The sequence below is a fragment of the Halorubrum sp. Eb13 genome (genome assembly GCF_002252895.1).
In the GTDB taxonomy this organism is placed as follows: Archaea; Halobacteriota; Halobacteria; order Halobacteriales; family Haloferacaceae; genus Halorubrum.
Genome location: NZ_NHPE01000052.1, coordinates 1 through 25,213 on the forward strand (window position 1 = coordinate 1; position 25,213 = coordinate 25,213).

Sequence of the window (25,213 nt, forward strand, 5' to 3'; positions counted from 1 at the left end):
GCCGAGGACGGCCCCCGGCACGCCGCCGCGCTTCACGAGGCCGACGACCGCGTTCGCGGCGGCGTGCCGGGGGCCGTCCTCGGCCTCCTCGCCGTCGCCGCCGGCGTCGCGATCGCGATCGCGGTCGACAGCGCGATCGTCTCGGTCGCGGTCGGCGTCGTCCTGACGGTGTCCATCGCGGCCGTGCTGCTCGCGGTCGCGTGACCGTCGGCGGTGCGACGCGCGGATCCGGTCCGTCGCCCCGACCCGGGGACGGTCCGCCGCTCCGGATCCGCGCGCTTTTAAGCGTCCCACCGGAACGAACGCGCATGAGCTTCGAGAAGGAAGACGAGGTCGTGCTCCACGACAAACACAGCGAGTACGACGGCGAGACGGGCACGATCACGCAGGTGATGGAGACGATGTTCGGCGACGCGACCTACACGGTCAGCTTCGAGGACGGCCAGGAGACGGGCGTCCCCGAGGACGCGCTCGACGCCGTCGAGAGCGAGGAGTAACCGACCCCTTTTCCGACCCGCAATGCCCAAAGTCCCCTTCCACTACGTCGACCTCCGGGCGTTCTCGTACGCCACCGAAGACGAGAAGCGGGTCGAAGACGCCCTCCGCAGGTTCCTCCCGGAGGACGCCGAGCTCGACCGCGTCGAGAACGTCGGCCACCACGGCGACCGGATCGTCGTGCTCTCGGCCCGGATCGAGAACGCGGACGGGATGCGCCACGTGCTCGACGCGCTCGCCGACCTCGACGACGTCGACCGCGTGATCGACGAGCTCGACCAGCGCGTCGACGACAACTGCGCGCTGTTCCTCCGCGTCGACAAGCAGGCCGCGTTCCGCGGCGAGGTCCGGCTCGGCCCCGGAATCACCGTTCGCGCGAAGGTGGAGGCGTACCCGGCGAAGAAGGAGGCCGCGGTCGAGAACGCCCGCGAGACCCTGTCGCGGCTGGCAGACGACGACGCCTAGGTAACGGCTGTCGCGATTGTCGCGTCTCACCGTCGACGCCCGGGCGGCCGTCCCGTGATCGGGCGCCCGGTCCGCACCCGCGGAGTGCCTTTTTATACGGTCCCGCCGTCGTCGAATTCATGAGCGATCCCTTCGTCGTGGTCGGCGCCGACGCGGCCGGGCTGAGCGCGGCCAGCAAGTTCCGCCGCGAGGCGCCCGACCGCGAAGTCGTCGTCTTCGAGAAAGGCCGATGGATCTCGTACGCCTACTGCGGGACGCCGTACTTCATCGAGGGCCGCATCGAGCGCATGTCGGACCTCCTCTCGCTGTCCCCGAGCGAGGTCGACGAGCGCGGGATCGACCTCCGACGCGGCCACGAGGTCGTCGCGGTGGACCCGGCCGGGAAGACCGTCACCGTCGAACCCGCCGACGGCGACGCCTTCGAGCAGTCGTACGGCGACCTCCTCGTCGCGACCGGCGGGCGCGCGTCGACCGGGCCGTTCGACGTGCGCGGGGTCGACGGCGCCTTTACCCTCCACAACATGGACGCCGCGGCCGCGATCGACGCGTACATCGCTGAGCCCGACGCGTACGACCCAGACCGCGCCGACGTGAGCGCGGTCGACCGCGAGCGCGTCGAGCGCAACGCCGCGATGCCGGCCCCCGAGACGGCGGCGATCGTCGGGGGCGGCTACGTCGGCGTCGAGATGGCCGAGGCGCTCTCCGGCCGCGATCTCGACGTCCACGTCTTCCAGCGCTCCGACCACCTGATCCCGCCGTTCGGGGAGGCGGTCGGCGAGCGCGTCGAGGCGGAGCTGGTCGACGAGGGCGTGACCGTCCACACGGGGAGCCCGGTCAAGGGCCTCGTCGGCGACGACCGGATCGAGGCCGTGGCGTTCGACGGGGAGACGTTCCCCGTCGACATGGCGGTCGTCGGCGTCGGGATCCGGCCGAACACGGAGCTGTTGGAGGGGACCGGCGTCGAGCTCGGCGAGGGCGGCGCGATCTCGACCGACGAGCACGGCCGGACGAGCCTCCCCAACGTGTACGCCGCCGGCGACTGCGCGACCGCGAGGCACGCCGTGACGGGCGAGCCGGCGTGGATCCCGCTCGGCCTCACCGCGAACCGCGCCGGGCGGGCGATCGGCGCCACCGTCGCGGGCGACCCCTCGCCGGTGGGCGACGTCGCGGGCACCGCGGTCGTGAAGGCGTTCGACATGGAGGCCGGTCGCGTCGGCCTCGTCGAGGCGGAAGCGGCCCGCGAGGCCGGCTTCGATCCGGTCCGCGAGACAGTCACCGCCGGCTCGCGGTCGGGCTACTACCCGGGCGCGGCGCCGACCGACGTGACCCTCGTCGCCGACCGCGACACCGGGCGGCTGATCGGCGGGAGCATCGTCGGCCCCGACCGCGCCGCGATCCGGATCGACACGCTCGCGACCGCGCTGGAGGCCGACATGACCGTCCCCGAGGTCGAGCGGCTCGACCTGGCGTACGCGCCCCCGTTCAGCCCGGTGTGGGACCCGGTCCTCGTCGCGGCGAAGGTGCTCAACGGGAAGCTCGACGGGGAGTAAGGTCCCACTCGGTCGCCTGCGCCCGCGTTCGCGTCAGTCGCTCGCGCCCGCTTCCCCGTCTCCGTTCGCGGCGGCGGCGGACCCGTCCGTGCCGGCCGACTCGTCCGTTTCCCCGTCGGTGCCGCCGATACCGGCGACGACCCGGCCGATCGCGTAGCCGGCGAGGCCGACTGCAACCGCGGCCGCGAGGGCGACCCCGAGCGGCTCGGCGATGGCGACAGCGAAGGGGAGCGGGTCGGCGAGGGGGATCGCGTACGGCGTCGGTCCGATCGTCCGCAGGAGGGCGGCCGCGAGGGGGCCGTACGCGAGCAGGACCGCGGGGAGCGCGCCGGCGCCGACCGCGGCGTACGCGGTCGTTCCGACGGCGGTCAGCGCCGCGAGGACCGCCGCGACCGGCGCGACGACGCCGGCGGGAGTCAGGCCCCCGACCTCGCCGGCGAGCGCGACCGCGTCGAAGGCGACGTACGAGACCGCGAAGCCGACCGCGCTCCAGACGGCCGCGCGCTCGAATCCGGTCTCTCCGACCGCGACGCGGGCGAGCCGTCCGGGGTCGTCGTCGGCCGTCATTCCGGCCGGGTCGCGCCGCGACCCTCGCGGTCGGGCGTCAGGTTGCCGTGCTCGTCTATCTCGCCCGCGACGATCCGCGTCGACGAGATCCGCTCGCCGTCCTCGGCCGGGACGTGGTCGACGACGACCAGTTCGAGCGGGTCGTGCCCGTGCTCGCGGCGGATCTCGTTGATCCGCTCGCCGCCCGCCCTCGTCTCGGGGGAGACGATGAGGGCGTCGAACTCCGGCTCGACGGCGATACCGGTCGGCTCGGTGAGCTCGCGGACCGCGAACTCGCGGTCGTACTCCTCGGCCCGGGGCGCCAGCTCGGCCTCTAGGTCGCGCTTGCGGCGGTCGTACGGGCGGACGTAGCGCTCGACGTGTCGGGTCTTCGGCGCGAGCTCGTCGGACGTGAGGCCGACGGTGACGTCCCCCAGCTCGAACGCCCGTTCGAACAGCTTCCGGTGGCCGTCGTGAACGGGGTCGAACGTGCCACCAAGCGCGACGTTCATGCCCGTCGGTTGCGCGGGCGGAACTTAAAGTGTCCCGAACTCGGAACCGTCGCGGCGTCCTCTTCGCCGTTCGGTGCCCGCCGCGTCGTCGCTATCGGCTCGCGGCGTCGTCCTCGTCGTTCGCCGCGGTGTCGTCCGCGTCGTGTCCCCCGGCGTCCCCGTCCGCGTCGTGTCCCTCCCCGCTCTCGTCGCCACCGACGGAGATCTGTACGGGCTCCGCGTCGCCGTCCGGCGACTCGCCGCCGAGGCGTCGGTCGAGGTTGAAGACGGCGTTCAGCTCGCGCTGGACGTCGCCGACGACGCCCCGGACCAGCTCGCTGGGCGCGATCGCCTCGTACTCGTAGGGGTTGTTGCCGGCGCCGCTGGCCTCGCGCTTGTCTCGCTCGACCTTCTCCTCGTCGTGGAGCTCCGCGAGCGCCTCGCGGACCGTGCTCGGGTAGAGGCCGGTGCCGTCGGCGACCTCGTCGCTCGTGCTCCGCGGGTTGTCCCGCAGGTAGACGTAGATCCGAGCCCGGGTCTCGGTGTCGAGCAGCCACGCCAGCAGGTCGACGACGTTGTCGTCGAACCCCTTGACCGCCTTGTCGGCCCCCTCGCCGAGCCGCTCTCTCGTCTTGCGGAGCTCCTCGCGGGTCCGCTCTGTCGGCGACTCGTCTCCTCCCTCTCCCGCCCCGAGGGCGGCGCCGCCGTCGGGATCCGCGGCGGGGTCGTCGTCGAACTCGTCACTCGTCATACTTGTGAGTGGTGTCCGCGCGCCCAAAAGGGTTTCTCGTCGCTTTCGTTCCGACGGAAGTCGCGGCGATCGACGATCCGGCACCGTCGCCGCCCGGCCCGCCTCACGTCGACAGGACCAGGTCCTCGCACAGCGCGTCGAGCCCGGACTCCTCGCGGAGCCGCCGCTGGCGCTCGGTGCCGCTCTCGGCGTCGTACACACCGCGGATCCCGTCGATCCCGAGCCGGTCGCACTCACTGTCGACGACCTCGCCGAGGGAGACCGTCTCCTCGCCGCTCCGGGCCACGAACGAGGCGTCGTGCCCGCGGCGGATCGCGCGCCACTTGTTCTCGTCTAACAGCTCGCGGCGGAGCGCCGGCGCGGACTCGCCGTCGTCGTAGCGCTCCGCGTAGTCGACGACGAGCGCGTGCACGTACTCGACCAGCGCGAGGGTGACATCTGGGTCGCGCTGGGCGTCGGGCGCGCGCACCTCGACGGTGCCGTGGCCGGTGTGCGGGCGCACGTCGAACCAGAGCTCGCCGCGGTCGGCGATCGAGTCCGTCTCGACCATCCGGCGCTCGTAGCGCTGGAAGGCGTCGAAGTCGTCGAACGCGGAGGGGATCCCGGTGTTCGGGAGGTTCTCGAAGATCTTCGCGCGGGCCGACGCGAGCCCCGTGTCGAAGCCGTTCCAGAACGGGGAGTTCGCCGACAACGCGAGCAGCACGGGGCAGTGCCAGCGGAGGCGGTTGGCGATACACACCGCCTTGTCCGCGTCGTCGACGCCGACGTGGACGTGGAGGCCGGCCGTGGTGTTGCGGTGTTGGGGGTACTGTATCCGGTCGAGCTGCGCCTTGTAGCGCGGCTTCTCGACGTGGTCCAGCTCGCGCCACTTCGCCGCCGGGTGGAGCCCCGCGGCGGCGATCCGGTAGCCGTCGGCCGCGGCGTGGTCGACGAGCGCCTTCCGGACCGCCGACAGGGCGTCCTCGGCGTCCGCGGGGTCCTCGATCAGCTGGGTCTGCGCCTCGATGGTGCATTTAAACAGTTCGTGGTCGAACCCGTCGGGCACCGCGCTCGGCGGGTCGCGGCCGTACACGAGGTCGTCGGTTCCGGACGTCGGGCGACCGTCGGCATCCGCGATGTAGAACTCCTCCTCGATGCCGAGCGTCCCCATCCGAGCGAACGCGTCCCGCGAACCGAGATCCATTACCGCTCCGTTTCGCCCCCGCGCTCTTATATCGAATGGAACCCGAAACGGAGCGCCGGTGCCGGGGCCGAGTCCGTGCGATGACACGGTCACCGGCGTCGACGCTCGGCGACGAAGCGGCCGGAGAACCGAACGGTCTGAAAACGAGTCGGCGGTTCGCGGCTACCCGACCGACGCGCTAGGCGTCGCCCTCGTTCACCCGAGGACGTAGCGGAGCGCCGGGAACTTCTCCGTCAGCGCCTCGCCGCCGACCTCGATCCGCTCGATGTAGGCGTCCAGCCCGAGGACGCGACCCGCGCCGAAGGCGGCGACCGTGAGGAACACGACCGCGTACACCAGCGTCGAGTCGAACAGCGCGAGGACGTCGCCGCTCCACCCGCCGAGGTAGAACAGCGCCATCTGCATCGCGCCGCCGAGCGCGGCCAGCCGGACGAACGCGCCCAGGATGAGCGCCGTCCCGATGAGCAGCTGCGTCGCCGGGACGAACACGTTCGCGAACTCGACGAACCACGGCGTCGAGCCCATCGCGGCGTACAGGCCGCTGACCGGACTCGCCGCGTCTGGCGCGTGAACGAGGTAGCCGCTGGCGTCGAACGGCTCGCCGGTCGCTTTCCCGAGCCCGGCGAACAGGATCATCCCGCCGATCGTCGCTCGGAGCATCACGATGAACAGCGCCGACAGCGAGTGCGCCTTCCCCAGTAGCGTGACGCCGCCGATCTCCCCGCCGAACTCGTTTGTGGTTTTGGTTGACATAGCGTCTCTCCTCACTTGCGAGTACGCCGATATGGAAGATAAACTACGAAGCGAGTTCCCTCTCGCGTGGAGGCATTCGGGGAGACCCCCCGTTCGAAGGGGTGTTTAAATACGCGTGCGACGTTCGCTCATCGCTCCCGTCGGTCGCGCGACCCCGTTACCACGCCTCGCCGCTCGCGAGGTCGACCTCCGCGTCGCCCTTCTCGGAGGGGCAGACGTCCGCGAGCACGCAGTCGGCGCAGTCCGGGTTGATCGCGGTGCAGGTGGCGCGCCCGTGGTCGATCATGAGGTGCGTGAACTGCTGCCAGTCGCTCTCGGGGACGACGTCGAGGAGGTCCCGCTCGATCGCCTCGGGGCGCTCCTCCTCGGTGATACCGAGCCGCCGGGTGAGCCGCTGGACGTGGGTGTCGACCACGATCCCCTCGACGACGTCGTGGCCGTGCTGGAGGACGACGTTGGCGGTCTTCCGTCCCACCCCGGCCAGGTCGGTCAGCTCGGACATCGTGTCGGGCACCTCGCCGTCGTGTTTCTCGGCGATGTCCGCGCACGCCGAGCGGATGTACTTCGCCTTGTTGTTGTAGTAGGTGATCGAGTTGATCGCCTCGGCCATCTCCTCCTGCGGCGCGTTCGCGTACTCCTCGGGCGTCTCGTACGTCTCGAAGAGGTCGGCGCACACAGCGTTCACGCGCTCGTCGGTGCACTGCGCGGAGAGGATCACGGCGATGAGCAGCTCCAGCCGGTTCGAGTAGTTCAGCGAGATGGTCGAGTCCGGGTACTCCTCGTACAGCCGGTCGAGGACCTCCTCGACCTGCTCCGCCCGCGGCTCCAGTGGCGTGCCCATGGGGATCCCTCCGGCCGGCCGACATTGAACGATCCGGAAGCGGCGCGGGCGGTCTCGGCGGCGCGGGCGGGCTCGGCGGCGCGACCGCGGCGGAGCGACCCCACCGGCCAACCGCGGCGAACCGGCAGATTCACCTCGTCGCCTCGACACCTCGAACCGTGTCCCGGTCCCGCGATCGACGGCGACGTCGCCCGGCGTACAGCCGCCGGCCGCAGGAGTTCTACTGGCTGTGGATCGCGGCGACCGCGACGTACGGCGTCGGCGACGTCGTCTCGACGATCGCCTTCCTGGAGTACGTCCCGACGATCGACGAGGCGAACCCGGTCGTCGTCTTCGCGCTCGACTCCTTCGGGCTCTCCGGACTCGTGGCCCTGAAGATCGCCGTCTACCTCGTGATGCTGTGGATCAGCGTCTCGGGCGCCCGCGACGGCGACGCGCTCCTCTACTACTTCCCGCCCGTCCTCCTGACGCTCGTCGGCACGTACCTCACCGCGAGCAACGTCCGGCTCCTGTGGCTGGCCTGAGCCGTCCCGCTGCTTCGACCGACCCGTGCCGTCCCGGTCGCGGACCGGACCCGTCCCGCCCCGACCACCGCCGGTGCGGCCCGAACGTGTTCGCGACACCGCACATAGGGGTCGCGGGGAATCCAACGCGTATGACCGAACTCGACGTGCGAGACCTCCCGCCGAGCGAGCGACACGGCCGGATACACGGCGCCTTCGAGGAGCTGGCGCCGGGCGAGACGCTGACGGTCGTCAACGACCACGATCCGAAACCGCTGTACCACGAGATGGCGGTCGAGAGGCCCGCGTTCGACGCCGACGGCTACGAGTCGGAGCGGGAGGGCCCCTCTCGGTTCGTCGCCGAGTTCCCGAAGGCGGCCGACCGGGACGCTCCCGGGGCCGACCGGGCTCGCATCGCCGACCTCGACGGCGAGCCGCACGCGGACGCGTTCCCCGGGCGGGAGCCGAAGACGATCCGGCTGTCGCTGGAGGCGGGCGAGCGCGTGCCTGGACACGAGCATCCCGACCGGACCGTGCTGTTCCACGTGCTGGAGGGCGCCGTCGACGTCGCCCTCGACGGCGACCTCCACCGAGTCGAGGCCGGGGAGATCCTCCGGTTCGGGGGGGAGTCCACGGTCGAACCGACCGCGCGCGAGGAGAGCGTCGCGCTGGTGGTGTTGGCGCCGCGGCCCGCGGAGTGAGGGTCGGGCGAGCAGTTTCCCGCCGCCGTTTTATTCACCGCCCGCGAACGGCCGGCATGGAGACGACCCGTCAGCGCATCGCCGAGACGCTCCGCGAAGGCCCGGCGACCGCGAGCGACCTCGGCGAGTCGCTGTCGCTGCCGACGCCGGTCGTGTACGAGCACCTCGACCACGTCTCGCGGTCGGTCGACGACGACGACGCCGACGAGCGGTTCCTCGTCGCGCCGCCCGAGTGCCGCGACTGCGGCTTCGACGGCTTCGACGACCCGATCAACGAGCCGTCGCGGTGCCCGGAGTGCAAGAGCGAACGGATCGGAGAGCCGGCGTTCGTGATTCGGTAGCCCGACCGGGAACCGGCGGTCCCGCGGTCGACCCCCGTGGGAGGGCCGAAGCGCACGACGACGGAAGGGACCGGTCCCGGCGCGAACCCGGCCGCGAACGGGACGGCGAGGGCTCACCGGGCGGTCGCTGTCCCGAACCTATCCGCTGTTCCCGTTTCCGTTGCCGTTCCCGTTTCCGCCGCCGTTCCCGTTTCCGTTGTCGTTCCCGTTTCCGCCGCCGTTCCCACCGCTGTTCCCGTTCCCGTTTCCACTGCCGTTCCCGTTGCCGGGCGGATCGCCACCGGGAGGCCCGCGTCGATCGGTTTCCTCGGGCTCGTAGACGTACATCGCGTCGTTCGGATAACTGCGGTTCCCGCCCCGCCAGCCGTCCTCACAGAGGAGGACGCGGCCGTCGCGCATCGCGTAGACGTTGTCGACGTTGCGCAGCGAATCGTCGACGTCTTTCATCGCCTCCTCGCTGGTGAAGTCGGGCCCGACGACGACCGGTTCGAGCGTCGAGACGTCGTATCGCGGCCCGAGCTCGGCGCGGTAGACGACGCCGCCGTCGACGCGGTCGAGCGCGATGTCGCCGCCGTCGTTGGTCGGACCGGCCAGGTCGTCGTTGAACTCGGAGATGCCGAAGTAGACGTAGTCGCCCGGCTCGGCGTCGTCGACGCTGTCGACGCCCTCCGCCTTGTTGAACTCGATGGAGGCGCCCATCTCCTTGGCCGCGGCCCGCGTCTCGATGAACGGCACCCGCCTGAGCTCCTCGTCGACGCCGTCCGGACCCCGTTCCGCGTACTGCTCGGCCCACTCCACGATCTGCTCGTCCGAGACGTAGTCTTCGTTGCCGTTCGCGATGACTTCGAGATCCGCCTGCTTGAGGACCGCCTCGGTGACCTCGTCGCCCTCGCTCCAGTCGGCGTGGCTCTCGAGGTAGTCGACTTGGGTGACGCCGTCGTACTCGGCGATCCACGACTCGACCTCCCGGTTCGAGGCGTGTCCCATCGGCAGCCACTCGACGTCGAGGGGGACTTCGGCCGGCGACTTCCCGGACGCGGCCTCGTCGTTGGTGATCTTCGGCGCGTAGAGCGTCCCGGCGACGTCCATCGGATCGCAGTAACTCGAGATCGGTCGGTCGGCGACGAACTTGTAGATGCCCTTGCTGTCGCCGTCGGAGCAGCCGTAGACCGTCCGCTCGTCGGGGAGGAAATCGGGGGCCTCCCACGCGGCCCGACCCATCACGTAGTACTTGACTGGGTCGAGCTCTCCGGGCGCGCCCGTCGGGTTCCGGACGTCGACGTGATAGCCGTAGCGGTACGGGTTGGGGTAGACGTCCCCGATCGGTTCGATCGGGTTCCCGTCGCCGGACTCGACCGGCTCGGCGCCGAGGTGGTAGGCGAGGTGTTCGACGCCGGTCATGTTCCAGTAGCCCTGGACGTACCAGCCGTCGACCTCGTCGTAGTCGTTGACCGCCGGCTGGATCTCCGAGGGGTTCGGCCGGTTCCAGAAGTAGGCCGCCCCGCGCAGTCCTTCGCCGTCGCCGGCCTCGACGATATCGCCGATCGTTCCCGTGAGGTTCGCTCGGGGGTGGGCGTAGTTCTCCTCGGAGGACAGCGGCGTGTTCCACGGGCTGAGGTCGCCGTAGCAGTTGATACGGGTCCCGCCGATCTCTCGGAACGCGTCCGTGTTGACCGCGTTGATCGCGTTCTCGGCGTCGGCCTCCCACTCGCCGTCCTCGGTCTGTGACAGCGGGGTCCGCATGACGTTCCCGGGACTGTTCTCGTCGTTCGTGAAGAGGAATCCCTCCGTCCCGTCGTCGTCCGTCGCGACGAAGTGGTTGGCGTCCGGGTTGTACCCCGAGTCGCCGTAGGTCGTGCCCGCGAAGTTCTCGGTCGTGACGTCCCGTCCGTCGGGGGTCTGGGTGATCCCCCAGCGCTCGGTGCCGCCGTTGATCGCGTCCCCCTCTCGGATCAGGTACTCGAAGTCGCCGGCGGCGGCGAAGACGCCGTCCTGCTGTTCCTCGACCGGGGCCGGGGACTCGCTGAAGTCGTCGTTCTCCCCATCGAACGAGAACTGGAACCCCTCGTAGTAGCCGACTCCGGCCCTGTCGTACGGTGCCGGGTTGTCGCGGCTCGGGTGCTGGACGCTGATCAGCAGCGAGCCGTCCTCGAAGACGAACGGTCCGGTCATCTCCGCGCCGAAGGCTGTCGTCGAGAACCGCTTGAGGTCACCGACGACGCTCGGTGCGCCCGAGGTCTGCGTGTCCTCGTCGTCCGTCGAGTCAGCGGGGCTGTACCCCCGGTAGCTATCCTCCGCTCCGCTCGCGGCGCCCGAGACCCCCGCGCCGACCAGGGCGGCGACGGAGGCTTTCATCAGACGCCGTTTGGATTGGTTAACCATCCACATGGGGGCGCGCATCCCAGCGTAAAACCCGTTTATAATAGGTTAACACCCCTGATTAGAGCGGTTACCGTCGCTATATAGCCGACGGAAGCGGAACGGACCGATCCACCGCGGTCGTGACCCGTCGGGTCCGCTCGCGTCGGCCGCCGTACCGCTACCCGTTCAGCCGAGAGGAAACAACCGCGGCGCTGGCCCCGCCTCCCGACGGTCCGTACGTCCCACCGAAAACGAACTGCGTTCGTCCCGCTCAGAGATCGGTCTCCGCGTCCTCCATCTCCGAGACGTTCCGCCGGATGTTGTCCGCCCGCTTCCGGACTCGCGATGCGTATCGCTCTATCTTTCCGGGCTGGACGCCCATGAACGAGCCGACCCACTGACGGTCCGCGTACGGCTGGGTGAGGAGGTACGCCGCGAGCGTGTCTCGGCCGGCTTGGATGATGATCGGCGGGACGCCCCGATCGCCGGTACCGGCCTCCTCGAACCCGTTGACGTCGAAGTAGATGTCGGCGTAGAGCTCGGCGGTCTCGGCGTCGTCGAACTCGATCCCGTCGTGACGCGGCGCTTCGAACCGGTAGCGTCCGCCGTCCAGTTCGACGACGCGGACGTCCATGACGTACTCCCGGTACGTCCCGATCGACGTCTCGCCGATCCGCTCTGTCGAGGCCATGCCCGCCACTCGTCGCGGCCGATCATAAACCTCGGTAATAGCGGTCTATAGCCGTCTATAGCCGTAACGAGGCCTGCGGACGGACACGGAGCCGTCCGAAACGCGGGCGATTCGCGCGCGACGGGGTTACAGCTCGTCCAGCAGCGTCGCCGCCGCGGCCGCCGAGGAGCCCGGGCCGCGGGCGGTGATCAGGTCGCCGTCGACCGTGACGCTGGTGTCGGCGTCCAGCTCGGCGTCCCAGTCGGCGCCGGCGAGGACGACCTCGTCTTCGACCCAGTACGGGAGCTTCCGGCCGTCCGGCATCACGTCCTCGTCGTCCACGATCCCGTCTTCCCAGTCGTTCGGGAAGCCGGTGACGGAGCGGCCCTCCACGAGCGGCGTCCCGTCGGCCTCGCGGGTGAACGCCAGGATCCCGACCGCGTGACAGACGACGAGCGCGACGCCATCGTCGCCGCCGACCGCGTCCAGCAGCAGCTGGCGCGCGTGCCGGTCCTGGTTCACGTCCCAGACGGTGCCGTGGCCGCCCGGGAAGACGACCGCGTCGTATCCCGCGGCCTCGACCGTCACGATCGGCTCCGGATCGTTGAGCCCCGGATGCTCCTCGTCGACCTCGCGGAGCTCCGCGACCCGCTCCTCGCCGCCCGCCGCCTCCGGATCGAGCGACCGCTCGTCGACGACCGGCGGCGACCCCGACGGCGTCGCGACCGTCACGTCGACGCCCTCCGCTTCGAGGGTCGTCAGCGGTTCGATGCACTCCTCGGCCCAGTACCCTTCCTCGCTCACGACGAACAGCGCGCTACTCATGTGTACTCCTCATTCACGACCGCGACATAAAAGGCGCCCGCGCCCGGCAGCGACGACGGGCGGACGCGGGGTTTATCAGTTGCCTCGTCAGGACTGTGGCGCACGTCTCCGAGCAGGCCGTCGGATCGGCGCCCGTTCGTCGACGAGACGGCTCTGTCGAAATCCGTCGCTAATGACAGGTGTCAGCGGCTGTGCTGCATACAGAGCGCGTGTCTCGTATGAACAGGGGGCAGATTGCGAACAGCCAATCGGTCGATAAAGGCGAAGAGTGGACCGTTGACTATCGACAAACCCTGTCAATAAAACACTAGGACTATGTATTCAACCAGTAGAACGCTACTGTGACCAATCTCAGATTAGCCTTTGCTGCAGGAATCCTTACAGCCCTTAGTGTGGGAGCCACGTTATTTATACACATCCCGTTTGTGGAATCTGAAGTCGCACGCGTAGTCCTAAACGGTCTTTTCGTAGGAGGTACCGTCTATATCGGTCTCAAAATTCTCGAACGAACTATGGATGCACAGTAATTCACACGTCCAATTCCTATTTGCGGAAGGGATTCACCTATCTGATTATATACACGCTCTGGATGGCGGTTCGGTCAGGTAGAGTATGAACTTCATCAAGTAGTCGTGCTGAACTCACTCTCTGAATCTCGCACGCCGATTCTATCAGTTCTTAAGTATTTCAACAGAGCCAATCTTATCATTATGAGGGTTGACTCTCATCACACCACCTCTTAGCGAATCGTGTTCGTTACCTGGAAATCCTACAATAGATAGCTGTATTCAGCCTGTAGCAGTTCTATTCTCGGCTGAGGAGGGTATTTTGTAGTCGAATAAGGGATTCGCGTGCAGGCCGCTACGCAGGTAGTCCGCAGCTAGGCGAGTGAGTACGCGATAAGTGTGTGATACGGTATCTTTATGCTTGCTAAAGCGGGACTCTACGTTGCTGGCATTCCATATTCGTACACACACGAGCGGGGGGAGTGTGCGGAAACTGGAATGAGACACCACGGAATGCCAGCACTTTCAGAAGCGGCTCTGTTGAAATCCTCTGTATGCAGCAGGTCCGTCGTGTCCGTTGATAGAGAGTTCGACGGGGCTCGACTGACGGAGTGATTAAAACCGAACAGCTCCCTAGTCGTCGCCCTGCGCGTCGACGATCACGACCTCGCCGTCCTCGACGGTGACGTTGATCAGCGTCTTCACGTTGTAGTCGGTGTCGTCGAGCTCGTTGTCGCCGGCCTTCTTGATCACGGCGACGACGTCGACGACGTCCGCGCCGACCTCGTTCGTCAGCGCGTCGAGGATCGCCTTCATCGTGCCGCCCGTCGAGAGCACGTCGTCGAGCACGAGCACGCGGTCGCCCTCCTCCACGTCGTTGATATACATCTCCGACTCGGAGTAGCCCGTCTCCTGGAACAGCGGGACCTCGCCGTCGAGCCCGTACTGGCGCTTGCGGATGACGACCAGCGGGATGTCGGTCATCAGCGAGAGCGCGGTGGAGATGTGGATCCCCATCGCCGCGGGGGTGACGATCTTGTCGACGTTCTCCAGCTCCGCCTTCCGGATGATCCGGATGACGATCTCCCGGAGCAGCTCCGGTTCGAGCATTGGGACGCCGTCGCTGATCGGGTGGACGAAGTACTGGTACTCGCCTTTCTCGATGATCGGCGCGTCGAGGAGCGACTGCCGCAACTGGTCCATGTCACCGGTACCGGGGCGGATTAATAAAGCGTGGCGATCCCCCGGTTCCGTGGACCTCGGTGTCACGGATCGCAGCGGTGTCGACCGCGTCGACCCCGACCGTCTCCTCGATGTTCTCGGCCGGCAGTTACTCGAACTCCGGCTCGCGCTTCTCGAGGAACGCGCGCATGCCCTCGCGCTGGTCGTGCGTGCCGAACAGCCCGGCCCACGCCCGACGTTCGAGGGCGAGCCCGCCCTTCTGGGTCCCGTCGTGGACCGCGTTGAGCGCCTCCTTCGCGGCGCGGGTCGCGAACGCGGGCTTCGCGGCCAGCTCATCCGCCAGCTCGTCGATCCGGTCGTCGAACGCGTCGTCCGCGACGACCTCGCCGACGAAGCCGACCTCGGCCGCCTCCGCGGCGTCGATCCGCTCGCCCAGGAAGACGAGCCGCTTGGCCGTCTCGTCGCCGACGAGCCGCGAGAGCCGCTGGGTGCCGCCCCACCCCGGAATGATGCCGAGGTCGATCTCGGTCTGTCCGAGCACGGCGCTCTCGGCGGCGACCCGGAGGTCGCAGGCGAGCGCCAGCTCGCAGCCGCCGCCGAACGCGTAGCCGTCGATCGCCGCGACCGTCGGCGCCGGGAACGCCTCGATCGCGTCGGCGACGCGGTGGCCGAGCTCGGCGTACGCCTGCGCCTCCGGCGTCGACAGCTCGACCATGTAGGAGATGTCCGCGCCCGCGACGAACGCCTCGTCGCCCGCGCCGGCCAGCACCAGCGCGCGAGCGCCGTCCACCTCGGCCTCGTCGAGCGCCTCCCCGATCGCTTCGAGCGTGTCGACGGTGAGGGCGTTGAGCTGCTCCGGGCGGTCGACGGTGAGCGTCGCGACGCCGTCCGCGTCGACGTCGAGCGTGATGGTGTCCCACGTCATACCGGCCAGTCGGTGGCCGGCGTGAAAGTCGTTCGGCAGGCGCGCTCTCGACGGCAGAGGGGACGCCGCCGCGTCAGATCTGCTCGCGGCTGTCGATCTCGCTGTAGATGAACCACGCGGCCGTGTACGCGCCGATGAACAGCAGGTAGCCGACCACGAGGCCGACGAGCTGGCGCGAGCCGAGCCCGCCGGGCAGCGTCCGCGAGAGGATCCCCAGCGCCACGGCGAACACGACCAGCGAGAACAGGCCCGAGAGGGCGTACACGCCGAGGTCGGAGGTGAGACGTTCGCGCACGCTCCCACCAACGGCGTCGCCTTATATACTCCCGTCGGTCGCGGCGAGGCGTCGACCGCGCGGCGCCCGTCCCGGCCGCGGCCGACCGGCCGCCCGTCCGGTTGCGCGGATTGCAACCCCTATATGCCCCCGGCCACACGTGCGAGTATGAACGGGAACCGGTTCGGTCGGCTCTTCCAGGTGACGACGTACGGCGAGAGCCACGGCGACGCGATGGGCGTGACGGTCTCGGGCGTCCCCGCGGGGGTCGAGCTCGACGAGGAGGCGATCCAGGCGCAGCTCGACCGGCGCAAGCCGGGCCAGTCGATGATCACGACCTCACGGGGCGAGCCCGACGAGGTCGTCGTCAACTCCGGCGTCCAGGACGGCTACACCACCGGGACGCCCATCGGCATGGTGATCCAGAACAAGGACGCGCGCTCCGGGAAGTACGAGCCGTACGTCACGGCGCCGCGCCCCTCGCACGGCGACTACACCTACTCCGCGAAGTTCGGCACGCGCAACTGGGGCGGCGGCGGGCGCTCCTCCGCGCGCGAGACGGTGAACTGGGTCGCCGCGGGCGCGGTCGCGGAGCAGGTGCTCGACGCCTCCGAACACGACGTCGAGATCAAAGCGCACGTCAACCAGATCGGCGACGTCGAGGCCGAGCCCGTGAGCTTCGAGCAGTTGCTCGAGCACAGCGAGGAGAACGACGTGCGCTGCGCCGACCCCGAGGCCGCCGCCGAGATGCAGGAGCTGATCGAGGGGTATCAAGAGCGCGGCGACTCCATCGGCGGCTCTATCTACTTCGAGTGCCGCGGCGTCCCCCGCGGACTCGGCGCCCCGCGGTTCGACAGCTTCCCCGCCCGGCTCGGGCAGGCGATGTTCTCCATCCCGGCGACGACCGGCGTCGAGTACGGCCTCGGGACGGACGCGACCCTCGTCTCCGGCAGCGACCGCAACGAGGACTGGACGTTCGACGACGGCGAGTCGTTCGACCACGTCGAGAGCGAGGAGGGCGACCCCGTCCCCGTCGGCAACGACCACGGCGGGCTCCAGGGGGGGATCACGACCGGCGAGCCGATCTACGGCGAGGCGACGTGGCACGCGCCCACCTCGATCCCGAAGAAGCAGCGCTCGGCCGACTGGGAGACGGGCGAGGAGAAAGAGGTGCAGGTCGTGGGGCGTCACGACCCCGTCCTCCCGCCGCGGGCCGTCCCCGTCGTCGAGGCGATGCTGTACTGCACCGTCCTCGACTTCATGCTGCTCGCCGGCCGGATCAACCCCGACCGCGTCGACGGCAACCCGGGGCAGTACGACACCGACTACCACCCGAGCAGTCCGGACAACGAGTAGCGAGCGAGCGTCCGCCGGTCCGCCGCGTCACTCACCCGGCGACCACTCGCAGGCGTTCCCCGCGGTGAGGTCCTCCTCGTCGATGTGCGCCGAGAGGCAGGCGTAGTTGCAGAAATAGGCGGGCGACCCGCAGTCGTCGTCGCAGTCGCGCACGCAGATCGGGTCGTGCTCGAAGATGCGCGAGCCGCAGTAGGCGCACGTCTCGTCGGCCGTCGGCGTCGACACGGTGGCGGACATGGTCGGGTCCTGCCACTCGCGGCTCGAAAAGCTGTCGCGGGTCGGCGCGGCTCACACCACGACGACCGCGTCGACGACGACGAGGAGCACGAACCCGACGAGAAACGCCCCGGTGGCGGCGTCGGCGTGGCCGTGACCGTGCGAGGAGGGGATCAGCTCCCGGAAGACGACCGCGAGCATCGCGCCCGCGGCGAAGCCGGCGGAGACCGGGAAGAGACCGGCCGCGAGCCCGACGAGCGAGAAGCCGAACACCGAGGCGACGACCTGCGGGACCACCCCCGAGAGGGTGGTGTACCAGAGCACCCGCGGGCTCGACATCCCGGTGTCCGCCATCGGCACCGCGAACGCGAACCCGTCGGGGACGTTCTGGAGGCCGATCACGACCGCGAGCAGCAGCGCGACCTCCTCTAACCCGGAGGCGAAGGCGACGCCGATCGCCAACCCCTCGGGGGCGTTGTGGAGGGTGATCGCTCCCCCGATCAGCACGGCTTTCCGGAGCGTCACCTCGCGCGCGGCGGCGACCGCAGACGGAGAGCCGTCGGCGTCGACCTCGACGCCCGGCTCGTCCGCCGTCGGGCCGTCACCCGTCTGGATGGCGGCGTCGTCGCCGGTCGCGCCGCCCTCGGGGAGCCACTCGCGGTACTGCGCGTGGAGGTGCGGGATCGCGTAGTTCCCGCCGAGCAGCACGCCCCCGCCGAGCAGGACCCCCGACATCACCGCCCGGAGCGTCCCCTCCTCCATGCCGGGGACGATCAGTCCGAAGACGCTGGCGGCGACCATCAGCCCGGCGGCGAGGCCGAGCGCGGCGTCGTACACCCGGTGGGTCACCCCCGCCCGGAAGAACACCGGCAGCGCGCCGAGCCCCGTCGCCAGCCCCGCGATCCCGGTGACGGCCACGACGTTCGGCAGCGTCGTCATGGCGCGTGCTTCCGCGGCCGCCTATATAAACGCCGTCGATGTGGGAGCGGCCGTCGACCGCCTCACCGCGTGACGACTCCGCGGAGGTCGCCGCCGTACGCGACGACGGCGACCGCGAGCGTCGCGACCGCGCCGACCGGGAGCACGGTGAAGACGCTCGACGTGGTCCCGACGCCGAACCGCGTCGCGAGCCCGACGGAGACCCACAGGCTCGCGGTCGCCGCTAAGACGAGCAGGCCGCCGGTGACGCGTCGGTCCTCCCGCCCGAGCGCCACGCCGGCCACGGCGCTCGCCGCCGACAGCAGGTGGAACCCGATCGCGAGCGGCCACGCGCGGATCGACGCCGGGAGCGCCGCGAACGGCCGCGACTGGTCGAGGAAGTACGCCCACACGGGGTACCCGCCGACCCCGGAGCCGGACGCCGCCGCGTTGAGGAACCCCCACAGGCTCACCACCGTGAGATCGCCGCCGGCCGAGATGACGGCCATCGGGACCGCGAGCAGCGCGAGGACGAGGGCCCAGCCGATTCGCGCGACGGGACCGCGCTCGCTCGCGACGGCCCCGCCCGACCGCTCGCCGTCGGCTCGCTCGGCGCCGGCCCCGTGCGGCGGTCGCTCTACCATGCCGATCGCTCGGAGGCGGACCCGTAAGAATCGACCGGGATCGGCTCCCCCGGGCCGGACGGGCCCGCGCGACGCGCAACGCTCTTTGTGTCGGGGGTCGCTCGTTTCGGCATGCGAGTCACCGTCGTCGGCAGCGGTTACGTCGGTACCACCCTCGCGGCCTGCCTTGCAGACGCGGGTCACGACGTCACGGCGATCGATATCGACCCGGACGTCGTCGACGCCCTGAACGACGGCCGCGCGGCGATCCACGAACCGGGGCTCGACGACCTCCTGGCCGAGCACGCGGGCGACCGGCTCCGGGCGACGACCGAGTACGACGGCGTCCCCGACGCCGACGTGACGTTCCTCGCGATCGGTACCCCCTCGCGCGAGGACGGTAGCATCGACCTCGGTCCCCTCACCGCGGCCGCGGGGATGACCGGCGAGGCGCTGGCGGACGTAGGAGGAGACTCCGCCGCGGCGGGCGACCCCGAGGACCGCCACCTCGTCGTCGTCAAGAGCACGATCACGCCGCCGGGCGTCCGCGAGGTCCGCGAGGCGCTCCTGGCGGGCGCCGGCGACGCGGCCGACCGCGTCGAGCTCGCGACCAACCCCGAGTTCCTCCGCGAGGGGTCCGCAGTCGACGACTTCCAACACCCGGACAAGCTCGTCTTCGGCGCCGACTCCGACTGGGCGACCGATCGGCTGGAGGCCCTCTACGAGCCCCTGCTCGACGCGACCGACGGCGACGTGCCGGTGATCCGGACCGACCCCGAGACCGCCGTGATGATCAAGTACGCCAACAACGCCTTTTTAGCGTCGAAAATCTCGCTGGCGAACGACCTGGGGAACGTCTGCAAGCGGTTCGGGATCGACGCCTACGAGGTGATGGACGCGGTCGGGCTCGACGACCGCATCGGGGCGCGGTTCCTGCGCTCGGGGGTGGGCTGGGGCGGAAGTTGTTTTCCCAAAGATGTTGATGCAATTAGGGCAGCAGCCCGCGAAGCCGGCTACGAGCCGCCGATGCTCGACGCCGCGGTCGCGGTGAACGACGGCCAGCCGGAGCGCATGCTCGAACTGCTGGACTCGCACGTCGACGTCGCGGGCGAGCGCGTCGCCGTGCTCGGGCTCGCATTTAAACCGGGCACCGACGACACCCGGAACTCCCGGGCGATCCCGATCGTCGAGGGGCTGCGGGCGCGCGGCGCCGAGGTCGTCGGCTACGACCCGGTCGCGACCGACGCCATGCGCGAGCGCTTCCCCGACCTCGCGTACGCCGACTCCGCGGCCGCCGCGCTGGAGGGGGCGAGCGCCGCGCTCGTCGTCACCGACTGGGACGAGTTCGCGGCGCTCGACGACGCCTTCGACGCCATGGCCGAGCCCGTCGTGATCGACGGGCGGCGGATAATCGAGCGGCGCGACGGCCTGACGTACGAGGGGCTCACCTGGTAGCGGCGGCGACTACCGCGTTCGATAACCCGAGGGACGCCGGTCGTCCGGACGTCGTTGCGCTCGGGACCGTCAGTCGGCACTGACATGTAATTCGATAAATAACTGTGTGACTAGAATATAAACGATACTACATTATTAATAGTGTTGAATGCCAACCGGCGATCTGGGATGAGCACCGACGAACCCAGCCACGACGCGGAACAGCACGGTCACGAGCACCACGAGGTCGAGGGGCCGGGGTATCCGACGCCGGCCGCGATGCGGACCGAGAGCGGTCGGGAAAAGACGGCGTACGTGATGGCGCCACGGGTGGGTATGGAGAACGAGGGGCCGGACATGATCGGCATCGTCGACCTCGACCCCGCGTCGGACACCTACAGCGAGCTGATCGACGCGGTCGAGATGCCAAACAAGGGCGACGAGCTCCACCACTTCGGCTGGAACGCCTGCTCCTCGTCGTGTCACGCCGAGGGGCTCTCTCGGCAGTACCTGGTCGTTCCGGGCCAGCGCTCCTCGCGCATTCACGTCATCGACGCCGAGGACCCGCGCAACCCCGAGATGGTGAGGGTCATCGAACCGGAGGAGGTGTTCGAACACGACCTGTCCGCCCCGCACACGGTCCACTGCGTCCCCGGCGGGAAGGTCGTCATCAGCATGCTCGGCGACGCGAACGGCGAGCTCCCCGGCGGGTTCCTCCAGCTGGACCAGGAGGACTTCAGCATCGACGGCCGCTGGGAGGCCGACCTCGGCGAGATGGAGATGAACTACGACTACTGGTATCAGCCCCGCCACGACGTCATGATCTCCAGCGAGTGGGCCGCGCCGAACACCTACTACCCGGGGTTCGACCTCGAGGACGTCGAGGCGGGCGACTACGGCGACAGCATCCACATCTGGTCGTGGGAGGACCGCGAGCACGTACAGACGCTCGAGTTCGGCGAGCAGGGGCGGATTCCGCTCGAAGTCCGGATGAGCCACAACCCGGAGGAGACGCAGGGGTACGTCGGCGCGGCGCTCTCCTCGAACATCATCCGCTTCTACGAGACGACCGACGGCACGTGGGACTGGGACGTCGTCATCGACGAGGAGCCGCGCGAACACGAGGACTGGGACATGCCGGTGCCGCCGCTCATCACGGACATCCTGCTGTCGCTTGACGACCAGTACCTGTTCTTCTCGAACTGGCTCCACGGCGACGTCCGGATGTACGACGTGAGCGACGCCGGCAACCCGCGACTGGTCGATCGGGTGTGGGCCGGCGGTCTCTTCGGCGACCGGCAGACGGTGCAGGGCGAGGAGATCCGCGGCGCGCCGCAGATGCTCCAGCTCTCCCGGGACGGCGAGCGGCTCTACTGGACGACGTCGCTGTTCTCGTCGTGGGACAACCAGTTCTTCCCGGACATCGCCGAGGAGGGGTCGCTCATGCTCAAGGCGGACGTCTATCCCGACGAGGGACGGCTGGAACTGGACGAGGAGTTCCTCGTCGACTTCGGCGACGCCCCCGGCGGCCCGGCGCGCGCCCACGAGATCCGCTGGCCGGGCGGCGACTGCACGAGCGACGTCTGGCAGTGATCGGTCGTGACTGACGCGACGACCCACGCCGTCGAACTCGTCCGCCCGGACGGGGGGACGGAGACGATCCGCGTCGCGGAGGGCGAGACGATCGTCGACGCGGCGGAGCGGGTCGACGTGGGCCTCCCGTACGGCTGCCTGTACGGCGCGTGCGGCACCTGCGCCGCGGAGCTGCTCGACGGCGAGGTGCGTCACGGACGGTCGCCGCGAGCGCTGAAGACGTCCGCCCTCGACGCCGGCTACGTCCTCCCCTGCGTCGCCGCGCCCGAGTCCGACTGTCGACTCCGCGTCGGCCACGAGATCCAGGCCGAGGTCGTCGGGACGCCCTGGAAGTGAGGCCCGCTCCGGCGACGGACGCGGACGGTCAATTTATATACGCCGACCGAAACGTGAGGCCATGGCGGCCCTCCACGCCCTCCGTCCGGCAGTCGGTGGTATCGTTCGCAACCCGGTCCTCCTGCTCGTCACGGCGCTGTACGGGCTCGCGCAGGCCCCGAACCTCCTCGTTCCGCCGACGCGACCGATCCTGTCGGCGGGCGTCTCGCTCGCGACCTTCGCCGCGTTCGTTCTCGTGCTCCCGTTCGTCCAAGGCGGGCTGCTCGGCATGGCGAGCGAAGCCCTCGCGGGCCGGACCGGCCTCGGCACGCTGGTCGCCGAGGGGAAGGCGAACTACGTGTCGCTGCTGCTCGGCTACTTCGTCCTGCTCGCGATCAACCTCGTCTTCGGGTTCGTCGCGTTCGTGGGCGGACTGATCGCCGTGATCGGCGGCCACGCGTCGATGCCCGCGGACGCGCCGGGCGTCGGCGTCGACCCGACGCTGCTCGCGCTCCTCGCGGTCGTCGGAGGCGGGTTCCTCCTCGCGTACCTCCTCGTCACCTTCGCCGTCCAGTTCTACGCCCACGCGGTCGTCCTCGACGACGCGGAGCTCGTCGACGGGTTCCGGCGCAGCGTGGGGCTCGTCCGGTCGAACCTCCTGAGCGTCGCCGGCTACACGCTGGTCCTCCTCGTCGGGAGCGTCGTCCTCGGGACGCTGGCCGCGGCGGCCTCGGTCGTCCTCGGTCCCCAGTCCGCGGGGATGCCCGGCACGCCGTTCGCCGACTTGGCGGGGGTCGAGCCGACCCTGCCCGTGATCGCCGCGGCCGGCGTCGGCTACCTCCTGCTGACGAGCGCGTTCGCCGCGTTCTACGCGACCTACTCGGTCGCGTTCTACGAGGCGGTCAGCCCCGGCGCCGCGCCGGCGTGAGTCCGACCCCGCCGCGCGGCGGCTCGACGACCGCCAGCGATAATCCCGTGGCGCACGTGGGATCGGTATGAACACGCAGGACGGCGGCCACCACGACGCGGCGGTGGACGCGCTCGCGGTCCGCGAGTACGAGCGCGCCGGCGACCGATACACGCGCGGCGGGCGGCGCGTGCTCGCCGACCCGCGCGAGGACCTCGACCCGTTCGCGCCGGACGAGAAGGGGTGGATCGGCCAGGGGCTCCAACAGCTGCTCGCCGCGACCGTCGCGTACCGGGTCGCGGGCGTCGACGGCCGCGCCACCCAGCGAGCGGTCGAGGGGATCGCCGCGACGCGCGACTTCCAGCGCGTCCTCGACGCGCCCGGGCAGACGGCCTGCCTCGGGGAGTTCGTCGCCGACTTCCGCGTCGCCGGCGGACTCGACGGCGCCGCGGAGGCCTACGACGACGCCGCGGAGCGGTACGCGACCGCCGGCGACGCGATCGACTCGCCGCAGGCGCTCGCGACGACCCCGCTGTTCGGCGCCGCGGCGGCGACGGTCAAGCAGGTCGCCCGCGGGCAGGCGAACGGCGAGATCGCGATTCAGTGGGAGGACCTCCACGGGTCGGACCCCGCCAGGGCGGGCGACTTCCTCGCGCACCGCGCCCGGATCAAAAAGCAGCGCTTCGCCGGCCTCGTCGAGAAGGCGGTCGCGGACGGCCACCTCGCGGCGCCGCGGGGCACGACCGAGTACGGCAACGAGACGCACCGGTGTCCGAGCTGCGGATCGAACGACGTCAACTGGGCCGGCACCGACGTGCTCTGTATGCGGTGTTCGACGCCGACCGAGCAGATTTAAGCCGGCGGCAGTCCTACGCGGCCGTCGCATACGATGTCGCCCTCCATCGCCGACCTCCTCCGTCCCCTCCGCGCGCTCGCCCCGCCGAACCGGCTCGACCGAGACCAGCGGCTCCGCCTCCGGATGGCGATCGCGACCGGACTGGTGATCGCGCTCCCGTTCGCGTTCGTCTACGCGTTCGTCTTCCTGATCAACGCGGTCGGACTCCCCCTGTTGGAGTGGGCGAACGAGCGCCCGTACACGGGCGAGTTCTACGTCGACCCCGTCCTCCTGACGGTCGTCGTCCTCGTCGGACTCGCGGTCCAGTACCGGTACGGCCCGCGGACCGTCCTCCGCTCCGTCGGCGGGCGGCGGGTGTCGCCCGACGAGTACCCGGAGCTCCACGCCGCCGTCACGCGGCTGGCCGCGCAGGCGGACGTCCCGAAGCCGGACGTGGCGGTCGCGCGGACCGAGCTGCCGAACGCCTTCGCGGTCGGGACGCCCGGGAACGGCACCGTCGTCGTCACGACCGCGCTGTTGGAGGCGCTCGACGACGACGAGCGCGACGCCGTGGTGGCCCACGAGCTCGCGCACCTCGCGAACCGCGACGCCAGTCTGATGACCGTCGCGTGGGTGCTCCCGACCGTCACCTACTACCTCGCCGTGCTCGCCTTCTACGTCCTCTACGGCCTGTTCCGATTCCTCAGCGTCGGCGGCGGCGGGTCGGGCGGGAACCGCGACGGCCGGGCGCTCGCGGTCGGGATCGTCGTGATCACGGTGAGCGCGGTCCTCACGCTCACCGTCTCGGCGATGTTCTGGTTCGGGAGCGTCCTCATTCACCGGGTGCTCTCGCGGTACCGCGAGTACGCGGCCGACGGCGCGGCCGCCGAGATCACGGGGTCGCCGGCGGCGCTCGCGAGCGCGCTGGAGACGCTCGACGAATCGATGCCGGTGGTGCCCGAACGCGACCTCCGCGAGTTCGACGGCGGCGCCGAGGCGCTGTACGTCGCGCCGCTGGAGAGCCGCGCGTTCGGCGACGAGGAGCTGGTGAGCACCGACGTGTTCCCGGAGACCCATCCCCCGACCCGCGAGCGGGTCCGGCGGCTCCGCGAGCGCGCGGGTGAGGCGGCGTGACGGGGCGTGGCTCCCCCGGACACTCCTCACGGCGCCGGTTCCTCGCGACCGCCGGCGTCGGTCTCGCGGGCGCGCTCGCCGGCTGCGGCTACCGCCCCGGCGGCGGCGACCTCGCGTGGGAGTCGTCGCTCGGGGGCGGCGGGATGTTCGGCACCGGTGACCGCTGGTTCCGCCCCGCGGGCGACCGGCTGTTCGTCGTCCGGAACCAGTCGGGACGGACGTTCGACTTCGAGGAGGACGCGTGGCGCGACTACGAGAACGCCGAGGTGACCGGCCTCGACCCGGCCGGCGACGCCCGGCTCGAGGCGGAGACCGACCGACAGGCGACGGGCGTCCCGGCCGTCACCGAGACGTCGGTGTTCGTCCCCGTCGAGGGCGGCCGCGTCACCGCGATCGACCGCGAGCGCGCCGCGCTCGACCTCGACGACCCGACGGTCGACACCGCCGACAGCGGCGGCGACGAGGCCGACGAGCCAGACCCCGTCCGCTGGCGGACCGACGCGATCGCCGAGAGCGCCG

28 protein-coding genes and 2 pseudogenes are annotated in these 25,213 nt (G+C 70.1%); 15 read left to right on the forward strand and 15 right to left on the reverse strand.

The annotated features are described in order from the left end of the window. The 4 genes and pseudogenes from DJ75_RS18560 to DJ75_RS05715 form a co-directional block, all read left to right on the forward strand. Nucleotides 1-204, forward strand: a pseudogene (locus DJ75_RS18560) (hypothetical protein); the annotation flags it as partial. Between the two features lie 104 nt (nucleotides 205-308). Further along, nucleotides 309-497 (forward strand): hypothetical protein, encoded by a 189-nt coding sequence (locus DJ75_RS05705; protein ID WP_004050211.1) that lies wholly within the window; start codon nucleotides 309-311, stop codon nucleotides 495-497. A gap of 22 nt (nucleotides 498-519) precedes the next feature. Next, nucleotides 520-960, forward strand: a complete 441-nt coding sequence (locus tag DJ75_RS05710) for an RNA-binding protein (RefSeq protein ID WP_094523374.1) — start codon at nucleotides 520-522, stop codon at nucleotides 958-960. Nucleotides 961-1,079: 119 nt separating this feature from the next. Next, on the forward strand, nucleotides 1,080-2,510 hold the full coding sequence (locus tag DJ75_RS05715; RefSeq protein ID WP_094523376.1) for an FAD-dependent oxidoreductase: 1,431 nt from the start codon (nucleotides 1,080-1,082) through the stop codon (nucleotides 2,508-2,510). 33 nt (nucleotides 2,511-2,543) lie between these two features. Here DJ75_RS05715 and DJ75_RS05720 read toward each other — a convergent pair whose 3' ends face one another. The 6 genes from DJ75_RS05720 to nth all read right to left on the reverse strand — a co-directional run bounded on the left by DJ75_RS05720 (nucleotide 2,544) and on the right by nth (nucleotide 7,075). Further along, nucleotides 2,544-3,077, reverse strand: a complete 534-nt coding sequence (locus DJ75_RS05720; protein WP_094523378.1) for a hypothetical protein — start codon at nucleotides 3,075-3,077, stop codon at nucleotides 2,544-2,546. After that, nucleotides 3,074-3,568, reverse strand: a complete 495-nt coding sequence (locus DJ75_RS05725; protein ID WP_094523381.1) for a phosphopantetheine adenylyltransferase — start codon at nucleotides 3,566-3,568, stop codon at nucleotides 3,074-3,076. The genes DJ75_RS05720 and DJ75_RS05725 overlap by 4 nt, the downstream gene beginning before the upstream one ends. Nucleotides 3,569-3,659: 91 nt before the next feature. After that, complete coding sequence (locus DJ75_RS05730; RefSeq protein WP_094523383.1) at nucleotides 3,660-4,298, reverse strand: winged helix-turn-helix domain-containing protein; 639 nt, start codon at nucleotides 4,296-4,298, stop codon at nucleotides 3,660-3,662. Between the two features lie 103 nt (nucleotides 4,299-4,401). Next, nucleotides 4,402-5,481: a glutamate--cysteine ligase gene (locus DJ75_RS05735; protein ID WP_094523384.1), complete on the reverse strand. Its 1,080-nt coding sequence runs from the start codon at nucleotides 5,479-5,481 to the stop codon at nucleotides 4,402-4,404. Nucleotides 5,482-5,676: 195 nt separating this feature from the next. Beyond that, nucleotides 5,677-6,234, reverse strand: coding sequence for a DoxX family protein (locus DJ75_RS05740; RefSeq protein WP_094523386.1), 558 nt, complete (start codon nucleotides 6,232-6,234; stop codon nucleotides 5,677-5,679). A 157-nt stretch (nucleotides 6,235-6,391) separates the two neighbouring features. After that, nucleotides 6,392-7,075, reverse strand: coding sequence for an endonuclease III (gene nth / locus DJ75_RS05745; protein ID WP_094523388.1), 684 nt, complete (start codon nucleotides 7,073-7,075; stop codon nucleotides 6,392-6,394). A gap of 158 nt (nucleotides 7,076-7,233) precedes the next feature. On the opposite strand from nth, the gene DJ75_RS05750 reads away from it, so the two are divergent. The 3 genes from DJ75_RS05750 (at nucleotide 7,234) to DJ75_RS05760 (ending at nucleotide 8,620) form a co-directional block, all read left to right on the forward strand. Then, on the forward strand, nucleotides 7,234-7,599 hold the full coding sequence (locus DJ75_RS05750) for a hypothetical protein (protein ID WP_094523390.1): 366 nt from the start codon (nucleotides 7,234-7,236) through the stop codon (nucleotides 7,597-7,599). Nucleotides 7,600-7,730: 131 nt separating this feature from the next. Then, nucleotides 7,731-8,279 (forward strand): DUF2249 domain-containing protein, encoded by a 549-nt coding sequence (locus DJ75_RS05755; RefSeq protein ID WP_094523392.1) that lies wholly within the window; start codon nucleotides 7,731-7,733, stop codon nucleotides 8,277-8,279. 56 nt (nucleotides 8,280-8,335) lie between these two features. Then, nucleotides 8,336-8,620: a transcriptional regulator gene (locus DJ75_RS05760; RefSeq protein WP_094523394.1), complete on the forward strand. Its 285-nt coding sequence runs from the start codon at nucleotides 8,336-8,338 to the stop codon at nucleotides 8,618-8,620. 138 nt (nucleotides 8,621-8,758) lie between these two features. On the opposite strand, the gene DJ75_RS05765 is transcribed toward DJ75_RS05760, so the two are convergent. From DJ75_RS05765 to DJ75_RS05790, 6 genes are all read right to left on the reverse strand, one after another. Further along, nucleotides 8,759-11,002, reverse strand: coding sequence for an alkaline phosphatase PhoX (locus DJ75_RS05765; RefSeq protein ID WP_094523396.1), 2,244 nt, complete (start codon nucleotides 11,000-11,002; stop codon nucleotides 8,759-8,761). Between the two features lie 250 nt (nucleotides 11,003-11,252). Next, nucleotides 11,253-11,672 carry a hypothetical protein gene (locus DJ75_RS05770; protein WP_094523398.1) on the reverse strand — a complete coding sequence of 140 codons (420 nt, stop codon included), beginning with the start codon at nucleotides 11,670-11,672 and terminating at the stop codon, nucleotides 11,253-11,255. Nucleotides 11,673-11,798: 126 nt separating this feature from the next. Next, on the reverse strand, nucleotides 11,799-12,476 hold the full coding sequence (locus tag DJ75_RS05775) for a DJ-1/PfpI family protein (RefSeq protein ID WP_094523400.1): 678 nt from the start codon (nucleotides 12,474-12,476) through the stop codon (nucleotides 11,799-11,801). Between the two features lie 1,139 nt (nucleotides 12,477-13,615). Then, nucleotides 13,616-14,185 carry a hypoxanthine/guanine phosphoribosyltransferase gene (gene hpt, locus DJ75_RS05780; RefSeq protein WP_094523402.1) on the reverse strand — a complete coding sequence of 190 codons (570 nt, stop codon included), beginning with the start codon at nucleotides 14,183-14,185 and terminating at the stop codon, nucleotides 13,616-13,618. Between the two features lie 127 nt (nucleotides 14,186-14,312). Then, the gene (locus DJ75_RS05785; protein WP_094523404.1) at nucleotides 14,313-15,089 is read right to left on the reverse strand and encodes an enoyl-CoA hydratase/isomerase family protein; all 777 of its coding nucleotides are present in this window, start codon (nucleotides 15,087-15,089) and stop codon (nucleotides 14,313-14,315) included. Between the two features lie 73 nt (nucleotides 15,090-15,162). Then, nucleotides 15,163-15,384 (reverse strand): hypothetical protein, encoded by a 222-nt coding sequence (locus tag DJ75_RS05790; protein ID WP_094523406.1) that lies wholly within the window; start codon nucleotides 15,382-15,384, stop codon nucleotides 15,163-15,165. Between the two features lie 147 nt (nucleotides 15,385-15,531). Here DJ75_RS05790 and aroC point away from each other — a divergent pair, with 147 nt between their 5' ends. Then, a complete protein-coding gene (aroC, locus tag DJ75_RS05795; protein ID WP_094523408.1) occupies nucleotides 15,532-16,719 on the forward strand; it encodes a chorismate synthase in 1,188 nt (395 codons plus the stop codon). A 27-nt stretch (nucleotides 16,720-16,746) separates the two neighbouring features. Here aroC and DJ75_RS05800 read toward each other — a convergent pair whose 3' ends face one another. From DJ75_RS05800 to DJ75_RS05810, 3 genes are all read right to left on the reverse strand, one after another. Then, the gene (locus DJ75_RS05800; RefSeq protein WP_094523410.1) at nucleotides 16,747-16,956 is read right to left on the reverse strand and encodes a hypothetical protein; all 210 of its coding nucleotides are present in this window, start codon (nucleotides 16,954-16,956) and stop codon (nucleotides 16,747-16,749) included. A gap of 51 nt (nucleotides 16,957-17,007) precedes the next feature. Continuing rightward, nucleotides 17,008-17,874: a ZIP family metal transporter gene (locus tag DJ75_RS05805; RefSeq protein ID WP_094523412.1), complete on the reverse strand. Its 867-nt coding sequence runs from the start codon at nucleotides 17,872-17,874 to the stop codon at nucleotides 17,008-17,010. A gap of 62 nt (nucleotides 17,875-17,936) precedes the next feature. Beyond that, nucleotides 17,937-18,497, reverse strand: a complete 561-nt coding sequence (locus DJ75_RS05810; RefSeq protein ID WP_094523414.1) for a TIGR04206 family protein — start codon at nucleotides 18,495-18,497, stop codon at nucleotides 17,937-17,939. A 111-nt stretch (nucleotides 18,498-18,608) separates the two neighbouring features. Between DJ75_RS05810 and aglM the strand changes: the two genes are divergently transcribed. The 7 genes and pseudogenes from aglM to DJ75_RS05845 form a co-directional block, all read left to right on the forward strand. Continuing rightward, a complete protein-coding gene (gene aglM, locus DJ75_RS05815) occupies nucleotides 18,609-19,931 on the forward strand; it encodes a UDP-glucose 6-dehydrogenase AglM (RefSeq protein ID WP_094523416.1) in 1,323 nt (440 codons plus the stop codon). Between the two features lie 168 nt (nucleotides 19,932-20,099). Next, nucleotides 20,100-21,503 carry a selenium-binding protein SBP56-related protein gene (locus tag DJ75_RS05820; protein ID WP_094523418.1) on the forward strand — a complete coding sequence of 468 codons (1,404 nt, stop codon included), beginning with the start codon at nucleotides 20,100-20,102 and terminating at the stop codon, nucleotides 21,501-21,503. Between the two features lie 6 nt (nucleotides 21,504-21,509). Then, nucleotides 21,510-21,839 (forward strand): 2Fe-2S iron-sulfur cluster-binding protein, encoded by a 330-nt coding sequence (locus tag DJ75_RS05825; protein ID WP_094523420.1) that lies wholly within the window; start codon nucleotides 21,510-21,512, stop codon nucleotides 21,837-21,839. Nucleotides 21,840-21,900: 61 nt separating this feature from the next. After that, the gene (locus tag DJ75_RS05830; RefSeq protein WP_094523422.1) at nucleotides 21,901-22,746 is read left to right on the forward strand and encodes a hypothetical protein; all 846 of its coding nucleotides are present in this window, start codon (nucleotides 21,901-21,903) and stop codon (nucleotides 22,744-22,746) included. 67 nt (nucleotides 22,747-22,813) lie between these two features. Beyond that, nucleotides 22,814-23,581 (forward strand): hypothetical protein, encoded by a 768-nt coding sequence (locus DJ75_RS05835; protein ID WP_094523424.1) that lies wholly within the window; start codon nucleotides 22,814-22,816, stop codon nucleotides 23,579-23,581. 33 nt (nucleotides 23,582-23,614) lie between these two features. After that, complete coding sequence (locus DJ75_RS05840) at nucleotides 23,615-24,694, forward strand: M48 family metalloprotease (protein WP_094523426.1); 1,080 nt, start codon at nucleotides 23,615-23,617, stop codon at nucleotides 24,692-24,694. Next, nucleotides 24,691-25,213, forward strand: a pseudogene (locus DJ75_RS05845) (hypothetical protein); the annotation flags it as partial. The gene DJ75_RS05840 and the pseudogene DJ75_RS05845, both read left to right, overlap by 4 nt.

What these genes read in the sequence shown, in the direction of transcription:
- aroC (WP_094523408.1), top strand. Translation starts at nt 15,532, where the DNA reads ATGAACGGGAACCGGTTCGGTCGGCTCTTCCAGGTGACGACGTACGGC.
- DJ75_RS05725 (WP_094523381.1), bottom strand. Translation starts at nt 3,568, where the DNA reads ATGAACGTCGCGCTTGGTGGCACGTTCGACCCCGTTCACGACGGCCAC.
- DJ75_RS05715 (WP_094523376.1), top strand. Translation starts at nt 1,080, where the DNA reads ATGAGCGATCCCTTCGTCGTGGTCGGCGCCGACGCGGCCGGGCTGAGC.
- DJ75_RS05770 (WP_094523398.1), bottom strand. Translation starts at nt 11,672, where the DNA reads ATGGCCTCGACAGAGCGGATCGGCGAGACGTCGATCGGGACGTACCGG.
- DJ75_RS05805 (WP_094523412.1), bottom strand. Translation starts at nt 17,874, where the DNA reads ATGACGACGCTGCCGAACGTCGTGGCCGTCACCGGGATCGCGGGGCTG.
- DJ75_RS05755 (WP_094523392.1), top strand. Translation starts at nt 7,731, where the DNA reads ATGACCGAACTCGACGTGCGAGACCTCCCGCCGAGCGAGCGACACGGC.
- DJ75_RS05800 (WP_094523410.1), bottom strand. Translation starts at nt 16,956, where the DNA reads ATGTCCGCCACCGTGTCGACGCCGACGGCCGACGAGACGTGCGCCTAC.
- DJ75_RS05740 (WP_094523386.1), bottom strand. Translation starts at nt 6,234, where the DNA reads ATGTCAACCAAAACCACAAACGAGTTCGGCGGGGAGATCGGCGGCGTC.
- DJ75_RS05710 (WP_094523374.1), top strand. Translation starts at nt 520, where the DNA reads ATGCCCAAAGTCCCCTTCCACTACGTCGACCTCCGGGCGTTCTCGTAC.
- DJ75_RS05760 (WP_094523394.1), top strand. Translation starts at nt 8,336, where the DNA reads ATGGAGACGACCCGTCAGCGCATCGCCGAGACGCTCCGCGAAGGCCCG.
- DJ75_RS05730 (WP_094523383.1), bottom strand. Translation starts at nt 4,298, where the DNA reads ATGACGAGTGACGAGTTCGACGACGACCCCGCCGCGGATCCCGACGGC.
- DJ75_RS05775 (WP_094523400.1), bottom strand. Translation starts at nt 12,476, where the DNA reads ATGAGTAGCGCGCTGTTCGTCGTGAGCGAGGAAGGGTACTGGGCCGAG.
- DJ75_RS05835 (WP_094523424.1), top strand. Translation starts at nt 22,814, where the DNA reads ATGAACACGCAGGACGGCGGCCACCACGACGCGGCGGTGGACGCGCTC.
- DJ75_RS05720 (WP_094523378.1), bottom strand. Translation starts at nt 3,077, where the DNA reads ATGACGGCCGACGACGACCCCGGACGGCTCGCCCGCGTCGCGGTCGGA.
- DJ75_RS05810 (WP_094523414.1), bottom strand. Translation starts at nt 18,497, where the DNA reads ATGGTAGAGCGACCGCCGCACGGGGCCGGCGCCGAGCGAGCCGACGGC.
- DJ75_RS05840 (WP_094523426.1), top strand. Translation starts at nt 23,615, where the DNA reads ATGTCGCCCTCCATCGCCGACCTCCTCCGTCCCCTCCGCGCGCTCGCC.
- DJ75_RS05820 (WP_094523418.1), top strand. Translation starts at nt 20,100, where the DNA reads ATGAGCACCGACGAACCCAGCCACGACGCGGAACAGCACGGTCACGAG.
- DJ75_RS05830 (WP_094523422.1), top strand. Translation starts at nt 21,901, where the DNA reads ATGGCGGCCCTCCACGCCCTCCGTCCGGCAGTCGGTGGTATCGTTCGC.
- DJ75_RS05765 (WP_094523396.1), bottom strand. Translation starts at nt 11,002, where the DNA reads ATGGTTAACCAATCCAAACGGCGTCTGATGAAAGCCTCCGTCGCCGCC.
- DJ75_RS05735 (WP_094523384.1), bottom strand. Translation starts at nt 5,481, where the DNA reads ATGGATCTCGGTTCGCGGGACGCGTTCGCTCGGATGGGGACGCTCGGC.
- DJ75_RS05705 (WP_004050211.1), top strand. Translation starts at nt 309, where the DNA reads ATGAGCTTCGAGAAGGAAGACGAGGTCGTGCTCCACGACAAACACAGC.
- DJ75_RS05785 (WP_094523404.1), bottom strand. Translation starts at nt 15,089, where the DNA reads ATGACGTGGGACACCATCACGCTCGACGTCGACGCGGACGGCGTCGCG.
- nth (WP_094523388.1), bottom strand. Translation starts at nt 7,075, where the DNA reads ATGGGCACGCCACTGGAGCCGCGGGCGGAGCAGGTCGAGGAGGTCCTC.
- aglM (WP_094523416.1), top strand. Translation starts at nt 18,609, where the DNA reads ATGCGAGTCACCGTCGTCGGCAGCGGTTACGTCGGTACCACCCTCGCG.
- hpt (WP_094523402.1), bottom strand. Translation starts at nt 14,185, where the DNA reads ATGGACCAGTTGCGGCAGTCGCTCCTCGACGCGCCGATCATCGAGAAA.